Raw genomic sequence first — 21,733 nt, 5'->3', positions numbered from 1 at the left:
CGGCCGACCGCCATGGGCCGCCTGCCCCTACCGGCCCAGTTGCTGGGCGAGCGCCGCCGCTTCGGCCAGGGTGTCGACGACGGGCACCCCGGCCGCCTCCAGGCTGGACCGGCTGTGCGAACCGCCCGTGTAGAGCACCGCCCGCGCGCCGACGTGGGCGGCTGCCACCGCGTCGTCCACCGCGTCACCGATGATCACCGCGTGCTCCGGGGATATCCCGTCCAGCGCCGCGAAATGCCGCTCCATGTGCTGCGCCTTGCTGCCGCCGGAGCGCCCGGTGCGGCCGTCGACGCGCACGAAGTGCGACTCGATGCCGTAACCCCGCACCACGGGGACCAGCTCGTCGTGCCCGTACATGCTCAGCAGGGACTGGCTCCGGCCGGCCTGCTGCCACTGCGCGAGCAGCTCCGCGGCCCCCTCCGTCAGCCCGCAGCCCTCGCGCTGCTCGGTGTAGTGACGGTGGAAGGCGAGGTCCATCACGTCCCACTCGGCCTCGGTGGGCAGCCGGCCCATCAGCCGTTCGTAGAAGCGGGGTATCGGGATGCAGTACGTCTCCCGGTACTGGTCCAGGCTGATCGGCGCCACGCCGACCTCGCCGAACGCGGCGTTCGTCGCGCCGACGACCGCGATGTTGTCGTCGAGCAGTGTGCCGTTCCAGTCCCAGACCAGATGTGTGCGGTACTTCCCCTGCGTCCCCATGCCAAGAAAAATACCCGCCGCCACTGACAACCGGTGCGGCGGCCGCCGCACGGGGCCGCTCGGGCCGCCCCGCTCCGCCGTCAGCCGATCAGGTTCGGGATCTCCTGGACGCCGAACCACAGCAGCTCGTGGTCCTCCGCCCCGTCCACGGTGAACTGCGCGTCGTCGTCACCGAGGTCCGCCGCCCCCAGCGCGGCCGCGGCCGCCGTGACGTCCTTGTCCGCCTCGTCCGAGTCGATGTGCACCGCGGCCGCCTTCGCCAGCGCCACCGCTGAGGCGATCGTGACCTCACCGAGCGAAGAGGCGTCCAGGATGTGGTCCGGGTCGGCGACCGCGGCCCCGTCCGGCACATCGACCGCGACGACGACGCGACGGCGGGTGGCACCGGGGTCCCCGGCGATCATCCGCAGCGAAGCGGACGCGGCCCGGTTGAGCGCCGCGTACTCCAGCTCCTCGATGTCGTCGGAGACGTACCACTCACGCAGTCCGGGGGTCACCGCGTACGCGGTGCGCGGGCCGGGGCCCAGCTCGCCCGCCCTGTGCGCCGCTGCGAGACCGGAGAGGGTCAGAGGGACGTACACGCGCATGGCTTGGCCGCTTTCGTAGTCGGAGACGCCCTCAGGATACGTGCGGCGTCCCCCTTTGGGGTTACCTGCACGGGCCCCGCCCCGTCCACCCGGCAACCGCTGCTCACCCTGTCCGCCCCGGCCCCGCTCCCCTTCCCTGACCGGGTCCGCCACCCGGATAGGTGAATTCCGGGCCCCCTCTCCCGGCTCCTCGGACGCTTGCGGGGGCCTCCGCCGCCCCGTAGAAGATCCACAGCAGAAGTTACCGCCCGGTAGATGCCGGGCCTCTGAAGCACGGGGGCGATGAGCAGTGACCACGAACAGGACCCGGCCCGCCGGACGGCACGACGCACGCAGGCCCGAGACCGTACCCCCGCAACGCCTCCGGACGCCCCGGCGCGTCCGCCCCCACCAGTGGTTCGCGGAACGCCTCCTGGCCGTCCTCAGCGGCCAGCGCCCCGTCCACTGGATGCTCGGCCACACCATCGGGGAGGCCTACGACCAACTCGCCGAACTGGCCCCCGCCACCCCGCTCAGGAGCCGCGGCGCCCGACCGGTGATCCGCATGTGCCGAGGCGCCCAGCCGGCCCCCGGCGTGGTCGAGGCCTGCGCGAGCATCGCGGCGGGCGAACAGGTCCGGGCCATGGCCTTCCGCCTGGAACAGGGCCCCGACCTCCGCTGGCGCTGCGCCGCAGTAGAACTGGGCAACACCCCGGCCCGCCAACCCTGACCCCCGGAAGGGGCCCCGAAGGGGCCACCGGACGCCGCTGGTGGTCGGGGCGCCACCACGGTGCCCCGACCACCCTGGGGGCCGAGCCCCGCCAGCCTGGGGCGCCGAGCCCGGAGCCACGTGCCGCCTGCGCCGCAACCCTGGGGACCGGCCCCCACCCTGAGCCGACCCCCAACCCCACCCACCCGACATCCACAGCCCGAACCGGCCCACACGGGCCCGACTCCAGCCCTCCCAGCCTCTCACCCGCCATTCCCCTCACCGCCGGGCCGCACGGGCCCACACGGGCCCACACAGCCCTCTCCCGCCCCAACCCTCCCGGTCGGCCCCAATCCAGCCTCGCCGGCGTTTGAGGCGCGGGGTCCGGGGCGGAGCCCCGGTTACGGGAAGGGGCGGGGAGGGGACAAGGCCCGCCGCAGGCGCACCCACCGCCCCGCCCACCACCGCACCCGCACACGCGCAGACCCACACCCACACGCACAACAGCCGGGGCCGGACACCATTGGTGTCCGGCCCCGGCCGTGATCCAGCAGTCAGCGCGCGCTACTTCTTGCGGCGCCGCCCACCCCCACCACTCTTCTGCGCCTTGCGCCGCTCAGCCCGGGTGAGCCCGTCGGACTCGGCACCGCCCCCGTCACTGTCCACGTTGGAGAAGTCGCCCTCGACGACCCCGCCCTCCCCGTCCACCGTGGGAGCGGAGAAGTGCAGCCGGTCGGGACGCTGCGGAGCGTCGAGCCCCTTCGCCCGGATCTCCGGACGCGCCGCCGGAACGGCGTCCTCCTTGGAGAGCGAGGTCCCCGCGTCCTGCACCGGCACCTCCTCGACCTGCTGCTCGACCTGGACCTCCAGGTTGAACAGGTAGCCGACGGACTCCTCCTTGATGCCCTCCATCATGGCGTTGAACATGTCGAAGCCCTCGCGCTGGTACTCGACCAGCGGGTCCTTCTGCGCCATGGCCCGGAGGCCGATGCCCTCCTGGAGGTAGTCCATCTCGTAGAGGTGCTCACGCCACTTGCGGTCCAGCACGGACAGCACCACGCGGCGTTCGAGCTCACGCATGATGTCGGAGCCGAGCGACTTCTCACGCTCGTCGTACTGCTCGTGGATGTCGTCCTTGACCGACTCGGCGATGAACTCCGCGGTGACCCCGGCGAGATCCCCCGCGGCCTCCTCCAGCTCGGCGACCGTGACCTTCACCGGGTAGAGCTGCTTGAACGCGCCCCACAGCCGGTCCAGGTCCCACTCCTCGGCGAACCCCTCCGCCGTCTCCTGGCGGATGTAGTCGTCGATCGTGCCGTCCATGAAGTGACGGATCTGGTCCTGGAGGTCCTCGCCCTCGAGCACCCGGCGCCGCTCGCCGTAGATGACCTCGCGCTGCCGGTTGAGCACCTCGTCGTACTTCAGGACGTTCTTACGCGTCTCGAAGTTCTGCTGCTCGACCTGCGACTGGGCCGACGCGATCGCCCGCGTCACCATCTTGTTCTCGATCGGCACATCGTCCGGCACATTGGCCATCGACATCACGCGCTCGACCATCTGCGCCTTGAACAGACGCATCAGGTCGTCGCCCAGCGACAGGTAGAAGCGGGACTCGCCCGGGTCGCCCTGACGGCCGGAACGACCGCGCAGCTGGTTGTCGATGCGGCGCGACTCGTGCCGCTCGGTGCCCAGGACGTAGAGCCCGCCGAGGTCCTTGACCTCGTCGTGCTCGGCCTTCACCGCCTGCTCGGCCTTCTCCAGCGCCGCCGGCAGCGCGGCCGCCCACTCCTCGACGTGCTCGACCGGGTCGAGTCCGCGCTGGCGCAGATCAGCCTCGGCCAGGTCGTCGGGGTTGCCGCCCAGCTTGATGTCCGTACCGCGGCCCGCCATGTTCGTCGCGACCGTGACGGCACCCTTGCGACCGGCCTGCGCGATGATCGGCGCCTCCCGGTCGTGCTGCTTGGCGTTGAGAACCTCGTGCTGCACACCGCGCTTCGACAGCTGCTGCGAGAGGTACTCGGACTTCTCGACGGAGGTGGTGCCGACCAGGATCGGCTGGCCCTTCTCGTGCTTCTCCGCGATGTCGTCGACGACAGCGGCGAACTTCGCGACCTCGGTGCGGTAGATCAGGTCCGACTGGTCGGCCCGGACCATCGGCCGGTTGGTCGGGATCGGCACGACGCCGAGCTTGTAGATCGTGTGGAACTCGGCGGCCTCGGTCATCGCCGTACCGGTCATGCCGGAGAGCTTGCCGTAGAGGCGGAAGAAGTTCTGCAGGGTGATCGTGGCGAGGGTCTGGTTCTCGTCCTTGATGTCCACCCCTTCCTTCGCCTCGATCGCCTGGTGCATGCCCTCGTTGTAGCGGCGGCCGGCGAGGATACGGCCGGTGTGCTCGTCGACGATCATGACTTCGCCGTCGATGACGACGTAGTCCTTGTCCTTCTTGAAGAGTTCCTTGGCCTTGATGGCGTTGTTGAGGTACCCGACGAGGGGGGTGTTCACCGACTCGTAGAGGTTCTCGATGCCGAGCCAGTCCTCCACCTTCGCGACACCGGGCTCGTGGATCGCGACGGTCCGCTTCTTCTCGTCGACCTCGTAGTCCCCGGTCTCCTCGATGCCCTTGAGCGGATTGCCCGCCTCGCCCTTGGCCAGCCGGGTGACCAGCTTGGCGAAGTCGCCGTACCACTTGGTGGCCTGGTCGGCGGGGCCGGAGATGATCAGCGGGGTACGGGCCTCGTCGACCAGGATCGAGTCGACCTCGTCGACGATCGCGAAGTTGTGACCGCGCTGGACGAGCTCGTCCTGCGACCACGCCATGTTGTCGCGGAGGTAGTCGAAGCCGAACTCGTTGTTCGTGCCGTACGTGATGTCGCAGCTGTACTGCTCACGGCGCTGGGCCGGCGTCATGTTGGCGATGATGCAGCCGACGTCCAGTCCGAGGAACTTGTGGACCCGGCCCATCATCTCCGAGTCACGCTCGGCCAGATAGTCGTTGACCGTGATCAGGTGCACGCCCTTGCCGGAGAGCGCGTTGAGATACGCGGGCAGCGTGCCGACCAGGGTCTTGCCCTCGCCGGTCTTCATCTCGGCCACGTAGCCGAGGTGCAGGGCTGCGCCGCCCATCATCTGAACGTCGTAGTGGCGCTGTCCGAGGACCCGCTTGGCGGCCTCACGGACGGTCGCGAATGCTTCGGGAAGCAGGTCGTCCAGGCTCTCGCCGTCCGCGTACCGTTCCTTGTACTCGTCGGTGAGCGCCCGCAGCTCGGCGTCGGAGAGGTTGACGAAGTCCTCTTCGATGGAGCTGACCTGGTCCGCGATGCGGTGCAGTTTGCGCAGGATCTTGCCTTCGCCTGCACGCATGAGCTTGTTGAAGACGGACACTGAGGCTGGTCTCCTTGCCGGTCGGGCCTGGCACTGGGTCGTGTTATGGACTCTGGCGCGGGCACGGCAGGTGGGCCCCACCGCAACGGCCATCGTAAGCGAGGACCCCGCCGCGCCGGGAGGGCTGCCACTGCGTTGAGCTCGCAGTGCCCTTCCCGATCAACGGACGAAGGGCACCGAAGGTGCCGGGAAGTCCGAAAAGTGCTCGCTCCGCGCCCCGGCCGGTCACCAGAATCCGTACATGGAACCGATCACTCTCACCACCGACCGGCTGTTGCTGCGCCCCTTCTCCCCGGGCGACGCGGACGCGGTGCACGCCGCCTGCCAGGACCCGGACATCCAGCGCTGGACGGTCGTTCCCTCGCCGTACAGCCGCACCGACGCGGAGCTCTTCACCCAGCAGTTCTCGCCCGGCGGCTGGCAGGACGACTCCATGTACAACTTCGCCGTCGTGCTGCGTGACGGCGGGGCCCTGACCGGTGCGCTCGGCATCAACCGCCGCAACCAGCCGGGGACGTACGAGGTGGGGTTCTGGACTGCCGGGGAGCACCGTGGCCGCGGCTACATGACGGAAGCGGTCCGCCGTGCCGCCCACTGGACCTTCACTTCGCTCGGCGGGGACCGGCTGGAGTGGCGGGCCGAGATCGGCAACGCCGCCTCCCGGGCCGTGGCGCTGCGGGCCGGCTTCCTCATGGAGGGCGACCAGCGCTCCGGACTGCTCAACAAGGGAGTGCGGCGCGATACGTGGGCCGGTGCGCTGCTCCCGTCCGACCTCGGGCTGCCGGGGACCTGCGCCTACCTTCCGGCGGTGCCGCCCACCCGCTCGTGAGGACCGCGGAATTCCGGGCCGGACTGTCAGTGCCGCCCTCTAGGGTTCGAGGCATGACGCCTGTGCAGCCCCCCGCCGTCGAACTCTCCGCCGATCAGGCCCGCCGGATCGCCCTGCGCGCCCAGGGATTCCTGGGCGCCCCTGACCGCCGGGCCGGGGTGCCCGGCGTGCTGCGGCATCTCGGCGCCGTCCAGCTCGACACGATCTCCGTGCTCGCGCGGTCGCACGAGCTGATTCCGTACGCGCGCCTCGGCGCGGTCGGCCGGCGTCCCGTCGAGGAGGCGTACTGGTCGGGCGGCCGCGCCTTCGAGTACTGGTCGCACGCGGCGTGTGTCCTGCCGGTCGAGGAGTGGCCGCACTTCGCCTTCCGCCGCCGCGCCTACCGCTCGCGCCCGCAGTGGCACCACGACCTGCCCGACGGCGCGTACGACACGGTCATCAAGCAGTTGCGCACCGAGGGCCCGCTGACGGCCACGGAGCTGGGCGGCGCGAACAACGGCGGGGAGTGGTGGGACTGGTCGGCGTCGAAGGTCGCCGTCGAGCGGGCCCTGATGTACGGCGAGGTGGTGTGCACCGAGCGGCGCGGCTGGAAGCGGGTCTACGACCTGGCGGAGCGCGCCCTGCCCGCCGCGGTGTTCCACGACGACCTGGACGACGCGGAGTGCGTGCGCCGGCTGGTGGCGCTCGCCGGGCAGTCGCTGGGCGTGGGCACCCGCGCGGACATCGCCGACTACCACCGGCTCAGGGCCGAGCAGTTCGACGCGGTGGTCGCGGACTCCGGTCTGGTGCCGGTGACGGTGCAGGGCTGGGCGAAGCCGGCCTGGGCGGATCCGGCGGCGCTGGCCTCCGAGCCGCGCGGACGGCACCGTACGACGCTGCTGTCGCCGTTCGACTCGCTGGTCTGGGAGCGGGCGCGCACCGAGCGGATCTTCGGGTTCACCCACCGCCTGGAGGCCTACGTCCCCAAGCCCAAGCGGATCCACGGCTACTTCGCGATGCCTCTGCTGGCGGGCGGCAAGCTGCAGGGCCGGGTCGACCCGGCGCGCGAGGGCACGACACTGGTCGCCCGGCAGGTGTCCCTGGCGGGCCCGAAGGCCGTGCCGCCGATGGCGGAGGCTCTGGCCGAGGCTGCGTCGTGGGTCGGCTGCACCGAGGTCCGGCTGGAGCGGGTGGAGGCACCGGAACTGCGCGGGCCGCTCACGCGGGAAATCGCCCGCGTCCTGGCATGACCACACATTTCCGGGGCTTTACCCGGCCGCGTCACCTGATCTCGAGGATCTTCTCCCGCATGGCGTAGACCACGGCTTCCATCCGGGAGTGCAGCTGGAGCTTCTCCAGGATGTTGCGGACGTGGTTCTTCACGGTGTTCTCGGAAATGAAGAGTTCCTTCGCGATATCGCGATTGTTCATGCCCGTGGCAACCAGTTTGAGGACTTCGAGCTCACGCTCGGTGAGCCGGGGCGCCGGCACCAGCCGGCGCTCGTCGGTCCGCTGGATCATCGATTTGAACTCGGTGAGCAGTTTCGACGCCATGGACGGACTGATCTGGGACTGCCCGTCGGCGACGGCCCGGATCGCGGTGGCGACCTCGTCCGTGGAGATCTCCTTGAGGAGGTAGCCGGTGGCGCCCGCCTTGATCGCGTCGTAGAGGTCGGCCTCCTCGTCGCTGATCGTCAGCATGATGATCTTCGCGCTGGGGGCCACCTCCTTGATGGAGGTACAGGCCTCGATACCGCCGCGTTTGGGCATCCGTACATCCATCAGCACGATGTCCGGCAGCAGATCGGCGGCCTTGTCGACCGCCTCCGCCCCGTCTCCGGCCTCGCCGACGACCTGGATGTCCTCCTCGTGCGCGAGGACGATCTCCAGCCCCCTGCGGAAGAGTGCGTGGTCATCGACCACGAGGACCCGGATCGGTTCCTTGCGGGAACCACCGTCCTCGTCCGCTCCGGTACGGGCACCGGAAGCAGCCTCGGCATCATTCGCATCGCGCACGGGCCCGAAGGTGTCCGCCATCGTTCCTCCCCCTGAAGGCCACGGCCTGAAGTTCACAAACTGTCCGCCAACGGCAGTTCACAGAGCACCGATTGGCTTGGGTCGCCATGATTTCATGCCTGGGCGTCGGAACGGTGATCCTGTGGTCGCACGCGGGTGCCCCGGGGGCGCACAAGGCGCACCAGGGGCACCACGGAGGGAGGCGTCAGCCGCCGAGCGCACCACCCGCGCCGCCCGCCTCATCGGCGGCCAGCGGGTCGGTCCTCAGGTGGATGACACCGTAGTCGTACGCGTGCCGCCGGTAGACGACACTCGGCTCCTTCGTCTCGGAGTCGACGAACAGGTAGAAGTCGTGTCCTACCAGCTCCATCTCGTAGAGAGCCTGGTCGAGCGACATGGGTGCCGCCACATGTGTCTTCTCGCGCATCACCAGCGGTCCTTCGCCCTGTACCTCGAGCGAGCCGATCCTGGTGGTGGGCACGGGCTTCGCCGGTTCGTCGGCGATCAGCACACCGTCAGCGTTGAACGAAGCCGCTTCCGGCACGACTTCGGCGACCTCTGCAGCCGAGATGCGGCCCGAGCCGCGGCGGCTGTAGCGCTTGTCGTGCTGCTTGCGCAGCCTGGCCTCCAGCTTGCCGGTGGCCAGGTCCAGCGCTGCGTAAGGGTCGCCTGCGGCCGCTTCCGCCCTGATGACCGGCCCACGCGAGCGGAGCGTGATCTCCACCCGGTCGGAACGGTCGGCCTGACGGGGATTCGGCTCCTTGGACACCTCCACGTCGAGGCTGATCACCTTGCCGTCGAACTTCTGGATCTTGTCCAGCTTCAGCTTCTCGGCCACGTGCTTGCGGAACCGCTCGGGCACCTCGGTCTTGCGGCCCTTGACGACGATGTCCACGCAGAACTCCGTTCCCGGATCGCTCCGCTCAGTGGCGGAGCATCTCCTTTTTGCACCAGGCTCCGGTGGTGACCGGAGCCGCGGACTCGGTGGCTTCCACCTCCTCCTCCCCCGGCGGTGAGGTGTCCACCCCACCGAATTCCAGATTCTGAACTCCTGGTGGGTACCTGCCCGAAACCTGGTGGTGCATTCGTCGAGGTCTGGCATTCACCATTCCTCACAACCGAACATAGCCTGCTCGGCGGCCTGTCGGCACCCGCTACTCGCACGTACCTCCGTTCAGGTCTTTTTACCCACTCACTACCTGCAACGATGCAGGTTCACTTCCAGTTCCGGTTTATTTCGAAGGCGGACGGAGATACTGCGACAACGGCCGCCTGCCGCACCCCGGACCCAGTGCCGTACGGCCCGGCTGATCCGTCGATCGCCCGTGCCGCCTCGGCCAGCGAGGCACCCGTCGTGAGCAGGTCGTCGACCAGCACGACCCGCCCGGCTGCCAGCAGTCGGCCGCCTCCCGCCACCACCTCCAGCGCACCCGCCAGATTCGCCCGGCGCGCACCGGCTCCGAGCCCCGCCTGATCGGCCACCGCACGCCCCTGGCGCAGCACCGCGGCCACCCGGGCCGGGGTGCCCGCACGCCGCAGTTCCGCCGCGGCAGCCAGGGCGATCCGACGCGTCGGATCATGTCCTCGCGCCGCCACGGCCCGGCGCGACGACGGCACGGGCACGAGCAGCAGTGGTCCCGGGCCGGACGGCGGGCCCGCCCCGGCCCGCACGGCACCCGCCAGCGCCTTGCCGAGTGCCCCCGCCAGGCCGAGCGCACCCCGCTCCTTGTGGGCCAGCAGCAGCGCCCGTACGGCGTTCTCGTAGCCGGCGGCGGCATGGACCGGGGGCAGACCGGGAGGCTCCGGATCGGGTCTCACCCGGCGGGGCGCCCCGCCGTGGAGCTGCGCGCCGCACTCCGCGCACAGCTCGGTCCGCGGTCTGCCGCAGCCCCCGCAGGCCACCGGCAGGACCAGTCCGGTGATCTCCCGCCACCACCCGCGCATGACTCCACTGTGCCCTCGCCCGAGCCGTCGGACCACCCCTGTGGACAACCGCCCGGACACGGGCGGGCATGGCGCAGGGGTACGGGGTACGGGGTACGGGCTGGCGCGGGTGTCAGCCCGGGTAGACCAGCGCCGATCCCTCCTTGAGGACCGTCTGCCAGTTGTCTCCGGGCAGCAGCTTCACTATTCCGTCGCCCTGTGTGTCCGCCATCAGCGGCAACTGCTCGTCGTCCGCCGCGGCGATCGCGAGCACCTGGTTCACCCCGGGCAGCACGCCCGACGAAGGTGTCGAGCCGTCGGCTTGCACATAGCGGACCTGCTGCACGCCGCCCTGCTCCTTGCCGACCACCACGAGACGGCTCCCGCCCGACCACGACATCGCGGTCACGTCCGCCAGCTGCGGCGCGGCCTGGCGCAGGTCGACCACGGAAACCTGCTGCTTGTCGTGCGATCCCTGACGCTCGATCCGGCCGATCTTCAGCGTCGTATGGCCATCGCTCTTCAGCAGCAGTGCGATGCGCACCCCGTCCGAGGACAGCCGCAGTCCCTTGATCCGGCTGCCGTTCAGACTGGGCACCGTGACCTCCTGCGGCTTGCCCGCGCCACCGGCCAGCCGCAGCAGCCTGGGATTGTCCGGGTCGCGGTCGGCGACCCAGAGGTCGCCCCTGCCGTCCCAGCTGGGCGCCGTCAGGCGGTCCTTGGAAGCGGCGGCCTTGCTCGTCACCGCCGGGTCCGGCAGCTGGCCGTCCTCGGCGATGGAGGTCACGTAGAGCGCATCGCGGTGCTGCGAGAGCGCCGCGGCCAACTGCTCGTCCCGGGCCACGCCGACCTCGCTCACCCGCACCTGCCCGGCGCCGAACGGCCCGGCCACCGGCTCCGGTTCCCCGCTGCCCCTGGTGCTCCCCGGAATGCGCTGCACGTGCCCCTTGGCATCGACGAAGTACTGGCTGTCGGGCCCGCCCGACGAACGGTCGGGGGCGTACTCCTCGGCCTGATCGGACCCGAGCACGCACAGCGGCGAACCGTCCGAGCGCTGCAGCTCCACCTGCTCGACCCGCGCAGATGTCAGGTCCCGGAGGGTGAAGAGCACCTGCGAGGCCATCATCCGGCAGGAGCGCTGACCGGCTCCGTCGGCCTTCTTGTTGAGCGGGACCTTCAGTACGTTGCGGTCGTCGGGCGTCAGCGAGGTGACGTCCTTCCGCAGGCCCGTCCCCGCGGGGAAGCGTGAGGTGACCACCGGCCGCAGCCAGTCGGTCGGGCCCCTCAGAAGACTGCGGACCGCCTGCGTCACGGTGTCCATCCCGGTGACGGGATCCGTCCGGTTACGTATGTAGACCGGGTCGGCGACCAGTGTGGACTCCGCCTCGGAGCGCCCGGTCGCGAAGTAGAACTTGTTGACGGAACGGTAGAGCCGCTTGAAGTCCGACTGCCCGAGCACCAGGCCGTCCGGCACGCTGTCGATGCGCCACTCCTTGCCGTCCGGCCCGTTCTGCCGGACCAGATGGAGGGTGCTGGTGTAGTCCGTCGGAGCGAGCGGCTGGTACGCGTTCTGCTCGTCGACCGTCGCCACCTTCTCGCCGGACAGCGTGTAGGTGACCTCGGTGGTGCTGCGGTCGCTCTCGTGGGCCGGCCGGTCGCTCCGGTTCGGCGCCTTGGCCAGCACGGTGGTGAGCGCACTCGGCTTCCAGGTCTTCGACAACCGCTGCGTGAGGTACTTGCGCGTCGTACGGAAATCGGAGTCGTCGCTGGTCATCGACTCCAGGAAGCCGTCGACCACCTCGTTCGGCGCGGCACCGTCACGCGGCGCGACCGCGTACACCTGCACCTGGGAGTCGCCGGGCTGCGAGGCGTCCACGGCCTTGACGTCCCCGGTGACGGGCATCGAGCCGCACGCGGTGAGCAGCAGGGCGCCGCATCCCAGCAGCACGGTCAGCCCCGCCGCACGTCCGCGGCCGCCCTGATCGCGGTCAGTGCCCACGAGTCGTGTCCTCCCGCCCCGGGTCCTGCCTCGGGGAGTCGTTGTCGCCGGGCCGCTCCTCGGAGTGCCGCGGCACCACCCGTGCGCCGCTTCCCGGCAGTGCCGCCGGGTGCACCGAGACCGGTGCGGGCCGGGCGGCCGCGGGGGCGCGCGCCGGTACCGGCAGCGGTGAGCGGTCCGTGCCCGCCGGCTGGGAGGGCACGGCCATCAGCCGGTGCTCGCTGCCCGTGGCCTGTACGGGGGCGGCCGCGGCCCGCTCCCGGCTCTCCCGGTTGCGCCGTGAGTCCTCGGGCTCCAGCGGTATCGGCGAACCTCGCAGCGGCTCGTCCGCCGTGCGCGGCAGCGTCAGCCGGAACTGCGAGCCGCCACCGGGCTCGCCCCATGCCTGCAGCCAGCCTCCGTGCAGCCGGGCGTCCTCGACGGCGATCGACAGCCCCAGACCGGTGCCGCCGGTCGTCCGGGCACGGGCCGGGTCGGCCCGCCAGAAACGGTTGAACACCCGGGTCGCCTCGCCGGGCTTCAGCCCCACGCCGTAGTCCCGGACGGCCACCGCGACCGCTCCGCCGGCCACCCCCATCCGCACCACGACATCGCGGCCCTCACCGTGCTCGACGGCGTTGACGACCAGGTTGCGCAGGACCCTCTCGACCCGTCGCGCATCGGCCTCCGCTATCACCGGCTGCTCGTCACCGACCACCCGGATCCGGGTGCCCTTGCGCTCGGCCAGCGGCTCGGCGCCGCCGATCACCCGCCGCACGACCTGCCGCAGGTCTATCGGCTCGGCCTCCAGCGCCGCGGCTCCGGCGTCGAACCGGCTGATCTCCAGCAGATCGGAGAGCAGCGACTCGAAACGGTCGAGCTGATCACCGAGCAGCTCCGCGGAGCGAGCCGTGACAGGGTCGAAGTCGACGCGTGCCTCATGGATGACATCGGCCGCCATCCGTACCGTCGTCAGGGGTGTCCGCAGCTCGTGCGAGACGTCCGAGACGAACCGACGCTGCATCCGCGAGAGCTCCTCCAGCTGCTGGATCTTCAGCTGAAGGTTCTGCGCCATCTTGTTGAAGGCCTCACCGAGCCGGGCGATGTCGTCCTCGCCGGTGACCTTCATGCGCTCCTGGAGCCGCCCGGCGGAGAGCCGTTCGGCGATCCCGGCCGCCATGCGGACGGGTGTGACGACCTGGCGCACCACGAACCAGGCGATGGCCCCGAGCAGCACGACCACGAACAGACCCGCGGTGGCCAGGGTGCCCTTGACCAGGGTCAGGGACTTCTCCTCCTGCGTCAGCGGGAAGACGTAGTAGAGCTGGTAGGGGTTGCGGTCGATGTCGTAGAGGCGCTTGCCCACGACGAGACCGGGCTGCGACTCCTGCCCGTTCGCGTAGCGGATCAGGGAGTACGTCTGGAATGCTCCCGGGCCCTTGTTCACGGACTCGCGGAGGCTCTGGGGAATGCTCGCGGCCTCGACGCTGCCCGAGCCGCGGGGCGCGCGGGAGCCCTCGTCGGCGCTGAGCGCCACCACGTTGAAGGCGTTCTTCCCGCCACTGGCGAGCTGGTCGACGAGCTCGGTCCGCCAGGAGTTGTTGGCGGTCGTGCCGTCCGCGGTATCGCCGCCCTGCCCGGCCGTAGGGGTGAGTGGTGCGTTCGCCTTCTCCTGGGCGGCCGCGAACCCGCCCGCGGCCTGCGTCTGGGCGGCCTTTCCCTTCGCGTCCAGCAGGCCGTTGCGTACCTGCCCGATCACGACGAGGCCGAGCAGCAGGACCACACCGAGCGACATCAGCAGCGTGCCCGCGACGACCCGCAGCTGGAGGTTGCGCCGCCACAGCCGCACCGCGGGCAGCAGCGGACGCCGTACCCAGCGCATCAGCAGTCGCGGCACCGGCCCGCCGGGCGCCCGGTCCTGAAACAACCGGCCGCCCCGCAGGAACCGCCAGAAAGGCGACGACGCAGGCCCTGAACCGGCAGCCCGCTCCGCACGGACTCCCGGCTCCCCGGGCTTCGGAGCAGCGCTACCCAGGGACACGTCAGCTCGGTCCGGCCTTGTAACCGACGCCTCGGACGGTCACCACGATCTCCGGCCGCTCCGGGTCCTTCTCGACCTTGGAGCGGAGGCGCTGAACATGCACGTTCACCAGCCGGGTGTCAGCGGCATGGCGATATCCCCACACCTGCTCGAGCAGTACCTCACGGGTGAAGACCTGCCACGGCTTACGGGCGAGCGCGACCAGCAGGTCGAACTCCAGCGGGGTCAGGGCGATGGACTGCCCGTCCCGCTTCACCGAGTGCCCGGCCACATCTATGACCAGATCGCCGATGGTCAGCTGCTCCGGCGCCGGCTCCTCGGACCTCCGCAAACGTGCCCTGATCCGGGCAACCAACTCCTTAGGTTTGAACGGCTTGACGATGTAGTCGTCGGCCCCGGACTCGAGGCCCACCACCACGTCAACCGTGTCGCTCTTGGCAGTGAGCATGACGATCGGCACGCCTGACTCGGCCCTGATCAGCCTGCAGACCTCGATGCCGTCCCTACCGGGCAGCATGAGATCCAGCAGAACCAGGTCCGGCTTTGCCTCACGAAATGCAGCAAGTGCCTTGTCGCCGTCCGCTACGAACGACGGCTCGAACCCCTCACCACGCAGCACAATGCCGAGCATCTCGGCCAGTGCGGTGTCGTCGTCGACGACAAGGACGCGTCCCTTCATAATCGACATCATCCCATTAGCTAATCGTTATCTGCGATGACCTGGCACACAGCTCTGCCAGTCCGACCCCTGTGACCGGGGAGATTACGCCCTCTTCCGTGACGATCGCCGTGACCAGCTCCGGCGGTGTGATGTCGAAAGCGGGGTTGTACGCCTGGGATCCCAGCGGTGCCACGATCACGCCACCCGTTTCCCGGCCAATCACCCCTACCTGTGAAAATGTGACCTCCGTCACTTCCCTTGCAGGTCTCTGCTCCACGATGATCGCCGCCCCGTCCGCGGTGTCCAGATCCACGGTCGTGGTCGGGGCCACCACGATGAACGGTACGTGGTGATACTTCGCGAGCACCGCCAGCGGATAGCTCCCCACCTTGTTGGCCACGGATCCGTCCGCGGCGATGCGGTCCGCCCCGATGAGTACGGCATCCACCTCCCCGGCGGCGAACAGCGACCCGGCGGCGTTGTCCGTGAGCAGGCTGTACGGCATGCCGCTGCGCGCCGCCTCGTACGCGGTCAGCCTGGCCCCCTGGAGCAGCGGACGGGTCTCGTCCACCCACAGCCTCCTCAGCCGGCCCGCCCGGTGCGCACCGAGCGCCACCGCGAAGGCGGTGCCCTCGCCTCCCGAGACGAGCGCGCCGGTATTGCAGTGGGTCAGCAGCTGATGCCCGCCGTCGGGCAGCAGCTCGCCCAGGAGGGCGAGCCCGAACCGCGCCATGCGCCCGCTGGCCACGGCGTCCTCCCGGTGCAGGGCCCTGGCCTCTGCCAGCGCCTCCGCCGCCGCCCGCTCCGGACCCTCCCCCTTCTCGATCGCCGCCCGGTACGCCCCGGCGGCCCGCCGCACGCCGTAGCCGAGGTTCACCGCGGTGGGCCGCGCCTGCTCCAGCAGCCCCGCGGCCACCTCCACGTCCTGACCCCGTACCGCGGCGAGAGCCACGCCGTAGGCCCCCGCGATACCCAGCAGAGGTGCTCCCCGCACCGCCAGCGTCCGGATCGCCTCGACCAGCGCGGGCACATCGGCACACACCAGCTCGGCTTCTTCCGCCGGCAACCGCGTCTGGTCGAGAAGCACCAGCACAGGGCCTTCCGGTGGCTCGTCCCAGCGAAGTACGGGAAGCGCCGAGGGGGCGATGCCCACCGGCAGTTGCGCGTCCTGATCAGCCATCCGCCCAGTCTGCCCGGTGAGCCGCCCACAAATGAAGGGACGAACGAGATAGAGCGCCAGGCCCGGACGGGTGCAACGCGTGGCACGATGGCTGGCAACCTGACGCCCCGATGAGCGGACAGGACCGTTAAGGAGCGAGAATGAACGACACTCCGGGCTGGGCCCCGCCCGGATCTGCCCCCTCCGACGGCCAAGAGGCGGGTATCCCCCGGCCTTCCGAGCCTGTCGACGGCAGCGGACCTGCGGGAAACTGGTCTCCCACGCAGCCGCCCGCAGGGCAGTGGTCCCCGCCGAGCAGTTCCGGTCCCGGCCCCGGCGCGCCGCCGGCCGCCCCCGGCTGGGGCGGCCGGCCCCAGGGGCCCGGCTGGGGCCGTCCCGACGCGGCACGGCCCGGCGTCATCCCGCTCCGGCCACTGGGCGTCGGCGAGATCCTGGACGGCGCCGTGTCCACCATGCGCGCCCACTGGCGCACGGTCCTCGGCATCACGCTCACCGTCTCCGTGATCGTCCAGACCGCGATCATCCTCGTGGACCGCTATCTGCTGCCCGATCCCCCGTCGGTCGACGCGAACGCCACGGGCTCGGAGGCCCTGCGCCAGGCAGCCGACTCGCTCCAGTCCAGCCTGCTGAACAATGCCCCGCCCCTGCTCATCACGATGCTCGCCACAATCTTCACCACAGCGGTGCTGACCGTGGTGATCAGCCGCTCGGTGCTCGGCCGCCCCGTCACCCTCTCCGACGCGTGGGCCGAGGCCCGGCCCCGGCTGCTCCCGCTGCTGGGCCTGACCCTGCTGCTGGCTGTCATGGCCGTGGGCATCATGACCGTCGGGCTCCTGCCCGGCTTCCTGCTCGGCGACACGGCAGGTGTCGGGCTCGCCTTCCTCGGGCTTCTCGCCGCGTGTGTCGTGCTGGTCTGGCTGATGGTCCGCTTCTGCCTCGCCTCCCCCGCGCTGATGCTGGAGCGGCAGTCGATCACGGCCTCGATGCGACGCTCCGCCAAGCTGATCCGGGGCGCCTGGTGGCGGACCTTCGGCATCCTGGCGCTCACCTGGCTGCTGACGCTCTTCGTGACCCTGGTGATCGGGATCCCGTTCGGCATCGTCGCGGTGGTCGCGGACGGCGGCGGCCTGGACGCATTCCTCACCGAGGGCGCCAACAGTTTCGGCTGGTCCTTCCTGATCATCTCCGGCATCGGAGACGTGGTCATCGCAACGATCACCTACCCGCTCTCCGCGGGTGTGATGGCGCTGCTCTACGTGGACCAGCGCATCCGGCGCGAGGCACTCGACCTCGAACTCGCCAGGGCAGCCGGTCTGCCGGGTTACGACAGCAGGAGCTGACGACGTGCCGGGGGTGGGCGGCACAGCGGCGGCGCAGCTGCTGGTCCGGGCGAGCGGCGACATACCCGTGGACACCCCACGGGTGCCCGCCCGCGAGGCGGCACGGCACGAACTCTCCAAACCGATGTACCACGAGAACGACCCGAACCCCCTCCAACGTGCCCTCGACCACCTGTGGCAGTGGATCGGTGATCTCCTCTCGTCCGCCTCGGGCGTCGCCCCCGGCGGCCCGGTCGGGCTGGTCGTACTGACACTGGTCGTCCTCGCTCTGGTCGCCGCGCTCTGGTGGCGGCTGGGCACCCCGCAGCGCGGTCCCGGACCGTCGGACGCCCTTTTCGAGAGCGGCCCCCACAGTGCCGCGGAGCACCGCACAGCCGCCGAGACACACGCCGCAGCCGGCCGCTGGAACCAGGCGGTCCAGGAACGGATGCGGGCCATCGTCCGCTCCCTCGAGGAACGCACCCTGCTGGACCCGCGCCCCGGCCGCACGGCCGATGAAGCCGCCGCGGAAGCCGGCCGCCCGCTCCCCGCGCACGCCACGCGACTGCTCGCGGCGGCCCGGCAGTTCGACGACGTCACATACGGTGGCCGCACCGCCGACGAGCGGGCATACCTGACCCTGCTCGCCCTGGACGTGGAACTCGGGTCCACCAGGCCCGAGCTGACCGGCACCCTCCGGGGAGCCGCCGGATGACCGCGGTCACCGCCCCATCCTCCTCTGCCGCCCCGGCCCCCCGTCAGGTCTGGAACCGCATACGTGGACTGCTGCTCGCCGTCCTCGTGCTCGTGGCCGCCGGAGTCGCCCTGGCGGCCACCCACTCCGGCGATCGGCACGGCCGTCTCGACCCCCGCTCCGCGGACCGCTCCGGCAGCCGGGCCGTCGCCGAACTCCTCAAGGACCGCGGCGTCTCCGTCCGTGTCGTCACCACGCTCCAGGACGCCACATCCGCCGTCGGCCCCGACACCACACTGCTCGTCGCCGCGCCCAACCTGCTGACGCAGGGCCAGCAGAACACGCTCCGCGCGGCAACCACCGACACCGCGGGCCGGACCGTACTCCTCGCCGCGGGTCCTCCCTCCGTGGGCGCACTGGCGCCCGGTGTCCGGGCAGAGCCATCCGCCCCAGTGACCACCCGTGCCCCGCGGTGCTCCTTGGACGCGGCCCGGCAGGCCGGCGACGTCGAGACGGGCGGCTTCCGCTACTCCTCGGACAGCCTCGACACCCTCGCCTGCTACCCGGCCGATGGCCTTCCCTCCCTGCTGCTCCTCCGGCAGCCGGCCGCGGGTGACACCGTCCTCCTCGGTTCCCCGGACATCCTGTACAACGACCGTCTGGACAAGCAGGGCAACGCCTCGCTCGCCCTTCAACTCCTCGGTTCCCACTCGCATCTGGTCTGGTACCTCCCCTCGCTTACCGACAGCTCCGCCTCAACCAGCGGCGGAGGCAATGACCGTGCGGGAGACGAGGGCGCGGGCGGCGAGAGCAGCTTCATCGACCTGATCCCCCCGGGCTGGCTGTGGGGCACCCTGCAACTCGCACTCGCCGCCGTACTTGCCGCCGTCTGGCGAGCGCGTCGGCTGGGCCCCGTGATCGCCGAACGGCTGCCCGTGGCCATTCGCGCCTCCGAGTCCACCGAGGGCCGTGCCCGCCTCCACCGCAAGACCAACGCCCGCGACCGGGCCGCCGACTCACTGCGCCACGCCTCTCGCACCCGTCTCGCCCCCCTCGTGGGTGTCTCCCCGCGGGACGCCCACTCCCCCGCCGCACTCCTGCCCGCCGTCTCCGCGCGCCTGGGCACGACCGACAGCGGCCTCCAAGAACTGATCTTCGGCTCGGCTCCTTCCGACGACGCCGCGCTCGTCCTTCTGGCAGACCAACTCGACTCCCTCGAAAGGGAGGTTCGTACCTCATGACCGCCCCGCCCCCCGTTCCCGCCGGGACAGCCGAGACCATCAGGAACGACGACACGGCCCGCGCCTCGCTGGAAGCGCTGCGCTCCGAGATCGCCAAGGCCGTGGTCGGACAGGACCCGGCGGTCACCGGACTTGTCGTCGCACTGCTCTGCCGAGGTCACGTCCTGCTCGAAGGCGTCCCGGGCGTGGCCAAGACCCTCCTGGTCCGGGCCCTCGCGGCGTCACTCGAACTCGACACCAAGCGCGTCCAGTTCACCCCCGACCTGATGCCCAGTGATGTCACCGGGTCCCTCGTCTACGACGCCCGCACTGCAGAGTTCTCCTTCCAGCCGGGACCGGTCTTCACCAACCTGCTGCTCGCCGACGAGATCAACCGAACGCCTCCCAAGACCCAGTCCTCTCTCCTGGAGGCGATGGAGGAGCGCCAGGTCACCGTCGACGGAACCCCGCGTCTCCTCCCCGACCCCTTCCTGGTCGCGGCCACCCAGAACCCGGTCGAGTACGAGGGCACATACCCGCTCCCCGAAGCCCAGTTGGACCGCTTCCTCCTCAAGCTGACGGTGCCTCTTCCGTCCCGTGAGGACGAGATCGACGTCCTGACCCGCCATGCCGACGGCTTCAACCCCCGCGATCTCAAGGCAGCGGGCATACGTCCGGTCGCAGGACCGGCCGACCTGGAAGCCGCTCGCACCGCTGTTGCCAAGACCAGCGTCTCCCCCGAGATCGCCGGCTACGTCGTAGATATCTGTCGTGCCACGCGTGATTCCCCCTCGCTCTCCCTCGGGGTCTCACCCCGAGGTGCCACTGCTCTGCTCTCCACCGCCCGCGCATGGGCCTGGCTCACGGGCCGCGACTACGTGATTCCGGACGACGTGAAAGCCCTGGCCCTCCCCGCACTCCGCCACCGCATCCAGCTGCGGCCCGAGGCGGAGATGGAAGGTGTCACTCCCGACTCCGTCATCACCGCAGTCCTCGCCCAAGTCCCCGTACCCCGATGAGGCGGTGAATCGTGGCCCTCACCGGACGCACCGCGCTGCTCGCCGCCCTGGGGTCACTCCCTGTAGGCATCCTGGCCCCGAGCTGGACGGGCATGCTCGCGGTCAACGCCCCGCTGTCTCTAGCAATTCTGTGCGACTATGCCCTGGCTGCGCCAGTGCGCCCGCTCCAGTTCACCCGATCTGGTGATACAACCGTTCGACTCGGTGACAGCGCGGACGTGCAACTCACCGTAGTCAATCGTTCCCGCCGCCGACTGCGGGCACACCTCCGTGACGCCTGGCCTCCCAGCAGTTGGCGACCCGGCACGGAACAGTCCGCGTCCCGCCACAAACTGACGGTCCCGCCCGGCGAACGCCGTCGCGTCACCACGTTCCTGCACCCCACCCGCCGTGGTGACCGACGGGCCGAGCAGGTGACCGTCCGCTCGTACGGCCCGCTGGGTCTCGTGGCACGCCAGGGCAGTCATCAAGTGCCGTGGACGGTCCGGGTCCTGCCGCCTTTCACCAGTCGCAAGCACCTGCCGTCCCGTCTCGCCAGGCTGCGGGAACTCGACGGCCGCACCAGCGTCCTGACGCGCGGCGAGGGTACGGAGTTCGACAGTCTCCGTGCCTACGTCCCGGGCGACGACACCCGCTCGATCGACTGGCGGGCGACCGCCCGGCAGTCTGCCGTCGCCGTACGAACGTGGCGCCCCGAGCGAGACCGTCACATCCTCGTCGTCCTTGATACGGGCCGTACCTCGGCGGGGCGGGTCGGTGACGTCCCTCGTCTCGACGCGGCGATGGACGCGACCCTGCTCCTGACCGCTCTCGCCACCCGGGCCGGCGATCGTGTGGATCTGCTCGCCTACGACCGCCGTGTTCGTGCCCGCGTTCAGCGCCGGGCGGCCGGGGAAGTCCTGTCGGCCATGGTCGACGCGATGGCACCGCTCGAACCTGAGCTCGTGGAAACGGATGCGAGAGGCCTCAGTGCCACGGCTCTGGCGAGCGCCCCTCCCCGCTCCTTGATCGTGCTCCTGACCAGTCTCGACGCAGCCCCCGTCGAGGAGGGCCTGCTGCCCGTCCTGTCCCGCCTGACCCAGCGGCACACCGTGCTGCTGGCGGCCGTCAGCGACCCGCACATCGAGGAGATGGCCGGCGCGAGGGGCACAGTGGACGCGATCTACGAGGCGGCTGCCGGTGCCCAGGCCAAGGCCCGACGGCGTCAAACCGCGGACCGGCTCCAGCGCCGCGGCGTAGTTGTCGTCGACGCCACTCCGGACACTCTCGCGCCGGCGCTCGCCGACGCCTACCTGGCTCTCAAGGCAGCAGGCCGTCTGTAGCGCGCCGCGGCCGCACCTGATCGGATCAGGCGCGGCCGTAAGGAAGGAAGGACGGACGGGCGGAAGGACGGACAGAAGTGACCCGCGTGTATCCGTTCAAGCCCTTTCTGGTCGGGAACGCAGAAAAGCCCCGTGCCACAAGGGCACGGGGCTTAACTATAAAAGGAGTTCGGCGGCGTCCTACTCTCCCACAGGGT

General features: G+C 70.5%; 18 protein-coding genes. 8 read left to right on the top strand and 10 right to left on the bottom strand.

The window, feature by feature from the left end; all coding sequences use genetic code 11:
* Positions 1–27: 27 nt before the first annotated feature.
* Both ACIQM0_RS31965 and ACIQM0_RS31960 read right to left on the bottom strand, forming a co-directional pair.
* Complete coding sequence (locus tag ACIQM0_RS31965; protein ID WP_401293417.1) at positions 28–699, bottom strand: HAD family hydrolase; 672 nt, start codon at positions 697–699, stop codon at positions 28–30.
* An 80-nt stretch (positions 700–779) separates the two neighbouring features.
* Positions 780–1,286, bottom strand: coding sequence for a DUF6912 family protein (locus tag ACIQM0_RS31960; RefSeq protein WP_401293414.1), 507 nt, complete (start codon positions 1,284–1,286; stop codon positions 780–782).
* A gap of 289 nt (positions 1,287–1,575) precedes the next feature.
* Between ACIQM0_RS31960 and ACIQM0_RS31955 the strand changes: the two genes are divergently transcribed.
* Entirely contained in the window at positions 1,576–1,995 is a 420-nt protein-coding gene (locus ACIQM0_RS31955; protein WP_363031402.1) for an Rv3235 family protein, read from the top strand.
* Between the two features lie 543 nt (positions 1,996–2,538).
* On the opposite strand, the gene secA is transcribed toward ACIQM0_RS31955, so the two are convergent.
* On the bottom strand, positions 2,539–5,355 hold the full coding sequence (gene secA / locus ACIQM0_RS31950; protein WP_363031403.1) for a preprotein translocase subunit SecA: 2,817 nt from the start codon (positions 5,353–5,355) through the stop codon (positions 2,539–2,541).
* A gap of 241 nt (positions 5,356–5,596) precedes the next feature.
* On the opposite strand from secA, the gene ACIQM0_RS31945 reads away from it, so the two are divergent.
* A complete protein-coding gene (locus ACIQM0_RS31945) occupies positions 5,597–6,184 on the top strand; it encodes a GNAT family N-acetyltransferase (RefSeq protein WP_401293410.1) in 588 nt (195 codons plus the stop codon).
* A 53-nt stretch (positions 6,185–6,237) separates the two neighbouring features.
* A complete protein-coding gene (locus ACIQM0_RS31940) occupies positions 6,238–7,413 on the top strand; it encodes a winged helix-turn-helix domain-containing protein (protein WP_401293407.1) in 1,176 nt (391 codons plus the stop codon).
* Positions 7,414–7,444: 31 nt separating this feature from the next.
* Here ACIQM0_RS31940 and ACIQM0_RS31935 read toward each other — a convergent pair whose 3' ends face one another.
* The 7 genes from ACIQM0_RS31935 to mtnA all read right to left on the bottom strand — a co-directional run bounded on the left by ACIQM0_RS31935 (position 7,445) and on the right by mtnA (position 15,962).
* Complete coding sequence (locus ACIQM0_RS31935; RefSeq protein ID WP_401293404.1) at positions 7,445–8,200, bottom strand: response regulator; 756 nt, start codon at positions 8,198–8,200, stop codon at positions 7,445–7,447.
* A 184-nt stretch (positions 8,201–8,384) separates the two neighbouring features.
* On the bottom strand, positions 8,385–9,074 hold the full coding sequence (hpf, locus tag ACIQM0_RS31930; RefSeq protein ID WP_363031436.1) for a ribosome hibernation-promoting factor, HPF/YfiA family: 690 nt from the start codon (positions 9,072–9,074) through the stop codon (positions 8,385–8,387).
* Between the two features lie 320 nt (positions 9,075–9,394).
* The gene (locus ACIQM0_RS31925; RefSeq protein WP_401293401.1) at positions 9,395–10,123 is read right to left on the bottom strand and encodes a ComF family protein; all 729 of its coding nucleotides are present in this window, start codon (positions 10,121–10,123) and stop codon (positions 9,395–9,397) included.
* Between the two features lie 112 nt (positions 10,124–10,235).
* Entirely contained in the window at positions 10,236–12,005 is a 1,770-nt protein-coding gene (locus ACIQM0_RS31920) for an LpqB family beta-propeller domain-containing protein (RefSeq protein ID WP_401293597.1), read from the bottom strand.
* An 85-nt stretch (positions 12,006–12,090) separates the two neighbouring features.
* Positions 12,091–14,121, bottom strand: coding sequence for an MtrAB system histidine kinase MtrB (mtrB, locus tag ACIQM0_RS31915; protein ID WP_401293398.1), 2,031 nt, complete (start codon positions 14,119–14,121; stop codon positions 12,091–12,093).
* Between the two features lies 1 nt (position 14,122).
* Complete coding sequence (gene mtrA, locus ACIQM0_RS31910; RefSeq protein ID WP_187740742.1) at positions 14,123–14,812, bottom strand: two-component system response regulator MtrA; 690 nt, start codon at positions 14,810–14,812, stop codon at positions 14,123–14,125.
* Positions 14,813–14,816: 4 nt separating this feature from the next.
* Positions 14,817–15,962, bottom strand: a complete 1,146-nt coding sequence (mtnA, locus tag ACIQM0_RS31905) for an S-methyl-5-thioribose-1-phosphate isomerase (protein ID WP_401293395.1) — start codon at positions 15,960–15,962, stop codon at positions 14,817–14,819.
* A 140-nt stretch (positions 15,963–16,102) separates the two neighbouring features.
* Here mtnA and ACIQM0_RS31900 point away from each other — a divergent pair, with 140 nt between their 5' ends.
* Genes ACIQM0_RS31900 through ACIQM0_RS31880 form a run of 5 tightly spaced genes read left to right on the top strand, consistent with a single transcriptional unit; the run spans position 16,103 to position 21,536 of the window.
* Positions 16,103–17,302 carry a glycerophosphoryl diester phosphodiesterase membrane domain-containing protein gene (locus ACIQM0_RS31900; protein ID WP_401293393.1) on the top strand — a complete coding sequence of 400 codons (1,200 nt, stop codon included), beginning with the start codon at positions 16,103–16,105 and terminating at the stop codon, positions 17,300–17,302.
* 4 nt (positions 17,303–17,306) lie between these two features.
* Positions 17,307–17,996, top strand: coding sequence for a DUF4129 domain-containing protein (locus ACIQM0_RS31895; protein ID WP_401293391.1), 690 nt, complete (start codon positions 17,307–17,309; stop codon positions 17,994–17,996).
* Complete coding sequence (locus ACIQM0_RS31890) at positions 17,993–19,216, top strand: DUF4350 domain-containing protein (RefSeq protein WP_401293388.1); 1,224 nt, start codon at positions 17,993–17,995, stop codon at positions 19,214–19,216. The genes ACIQM0_RS31895 and ACIQM0_RS31890 overlap by 4 nt, the downstream gene beginning before the upstream one ends.
* Positions 19,213–20,214, top strand: coding sequence for an AAA family ATPase (locus ACIQM0_RS31885; RefSeq protein ID WP_401293385.1), 1,002 nt, complete (start codon positions 19,213–19,215; stop codon positions 20,212–20,214). The genes ACIQM0_RS31890 and ACIQM0_RS31885 overlap by 4 nt, the downstream gene beginning before the upstream one ends.
* Before the next feature lie 11 nt (positions 20,215–20,225).
* Positions 20,226–21,536, top strand: coding sequence for a DUF58 domain-containing protein (locus ACIQM0_RS31880; protein WP_401293383.1), 1,311 nt, complete (start codon positions 20,226–20,228; stop codon positions 21,534–21,536).
* Positions 21,537–21,733: the final 197 nt, after the last annotated feature.

This window comes from Streptomyces sp. NPDC091387 (assembly GCF_044756945.1).
Lineage (GTDB): Bacteria > Actinomycetota > Actinomycetes > Streptomycetales > Streptomycetaceae > Streptomyces.
Note: the sequence above shows the minus strand (reverse complement) of the source record. Positions and strands in the feature narration are given on the sequence as shown.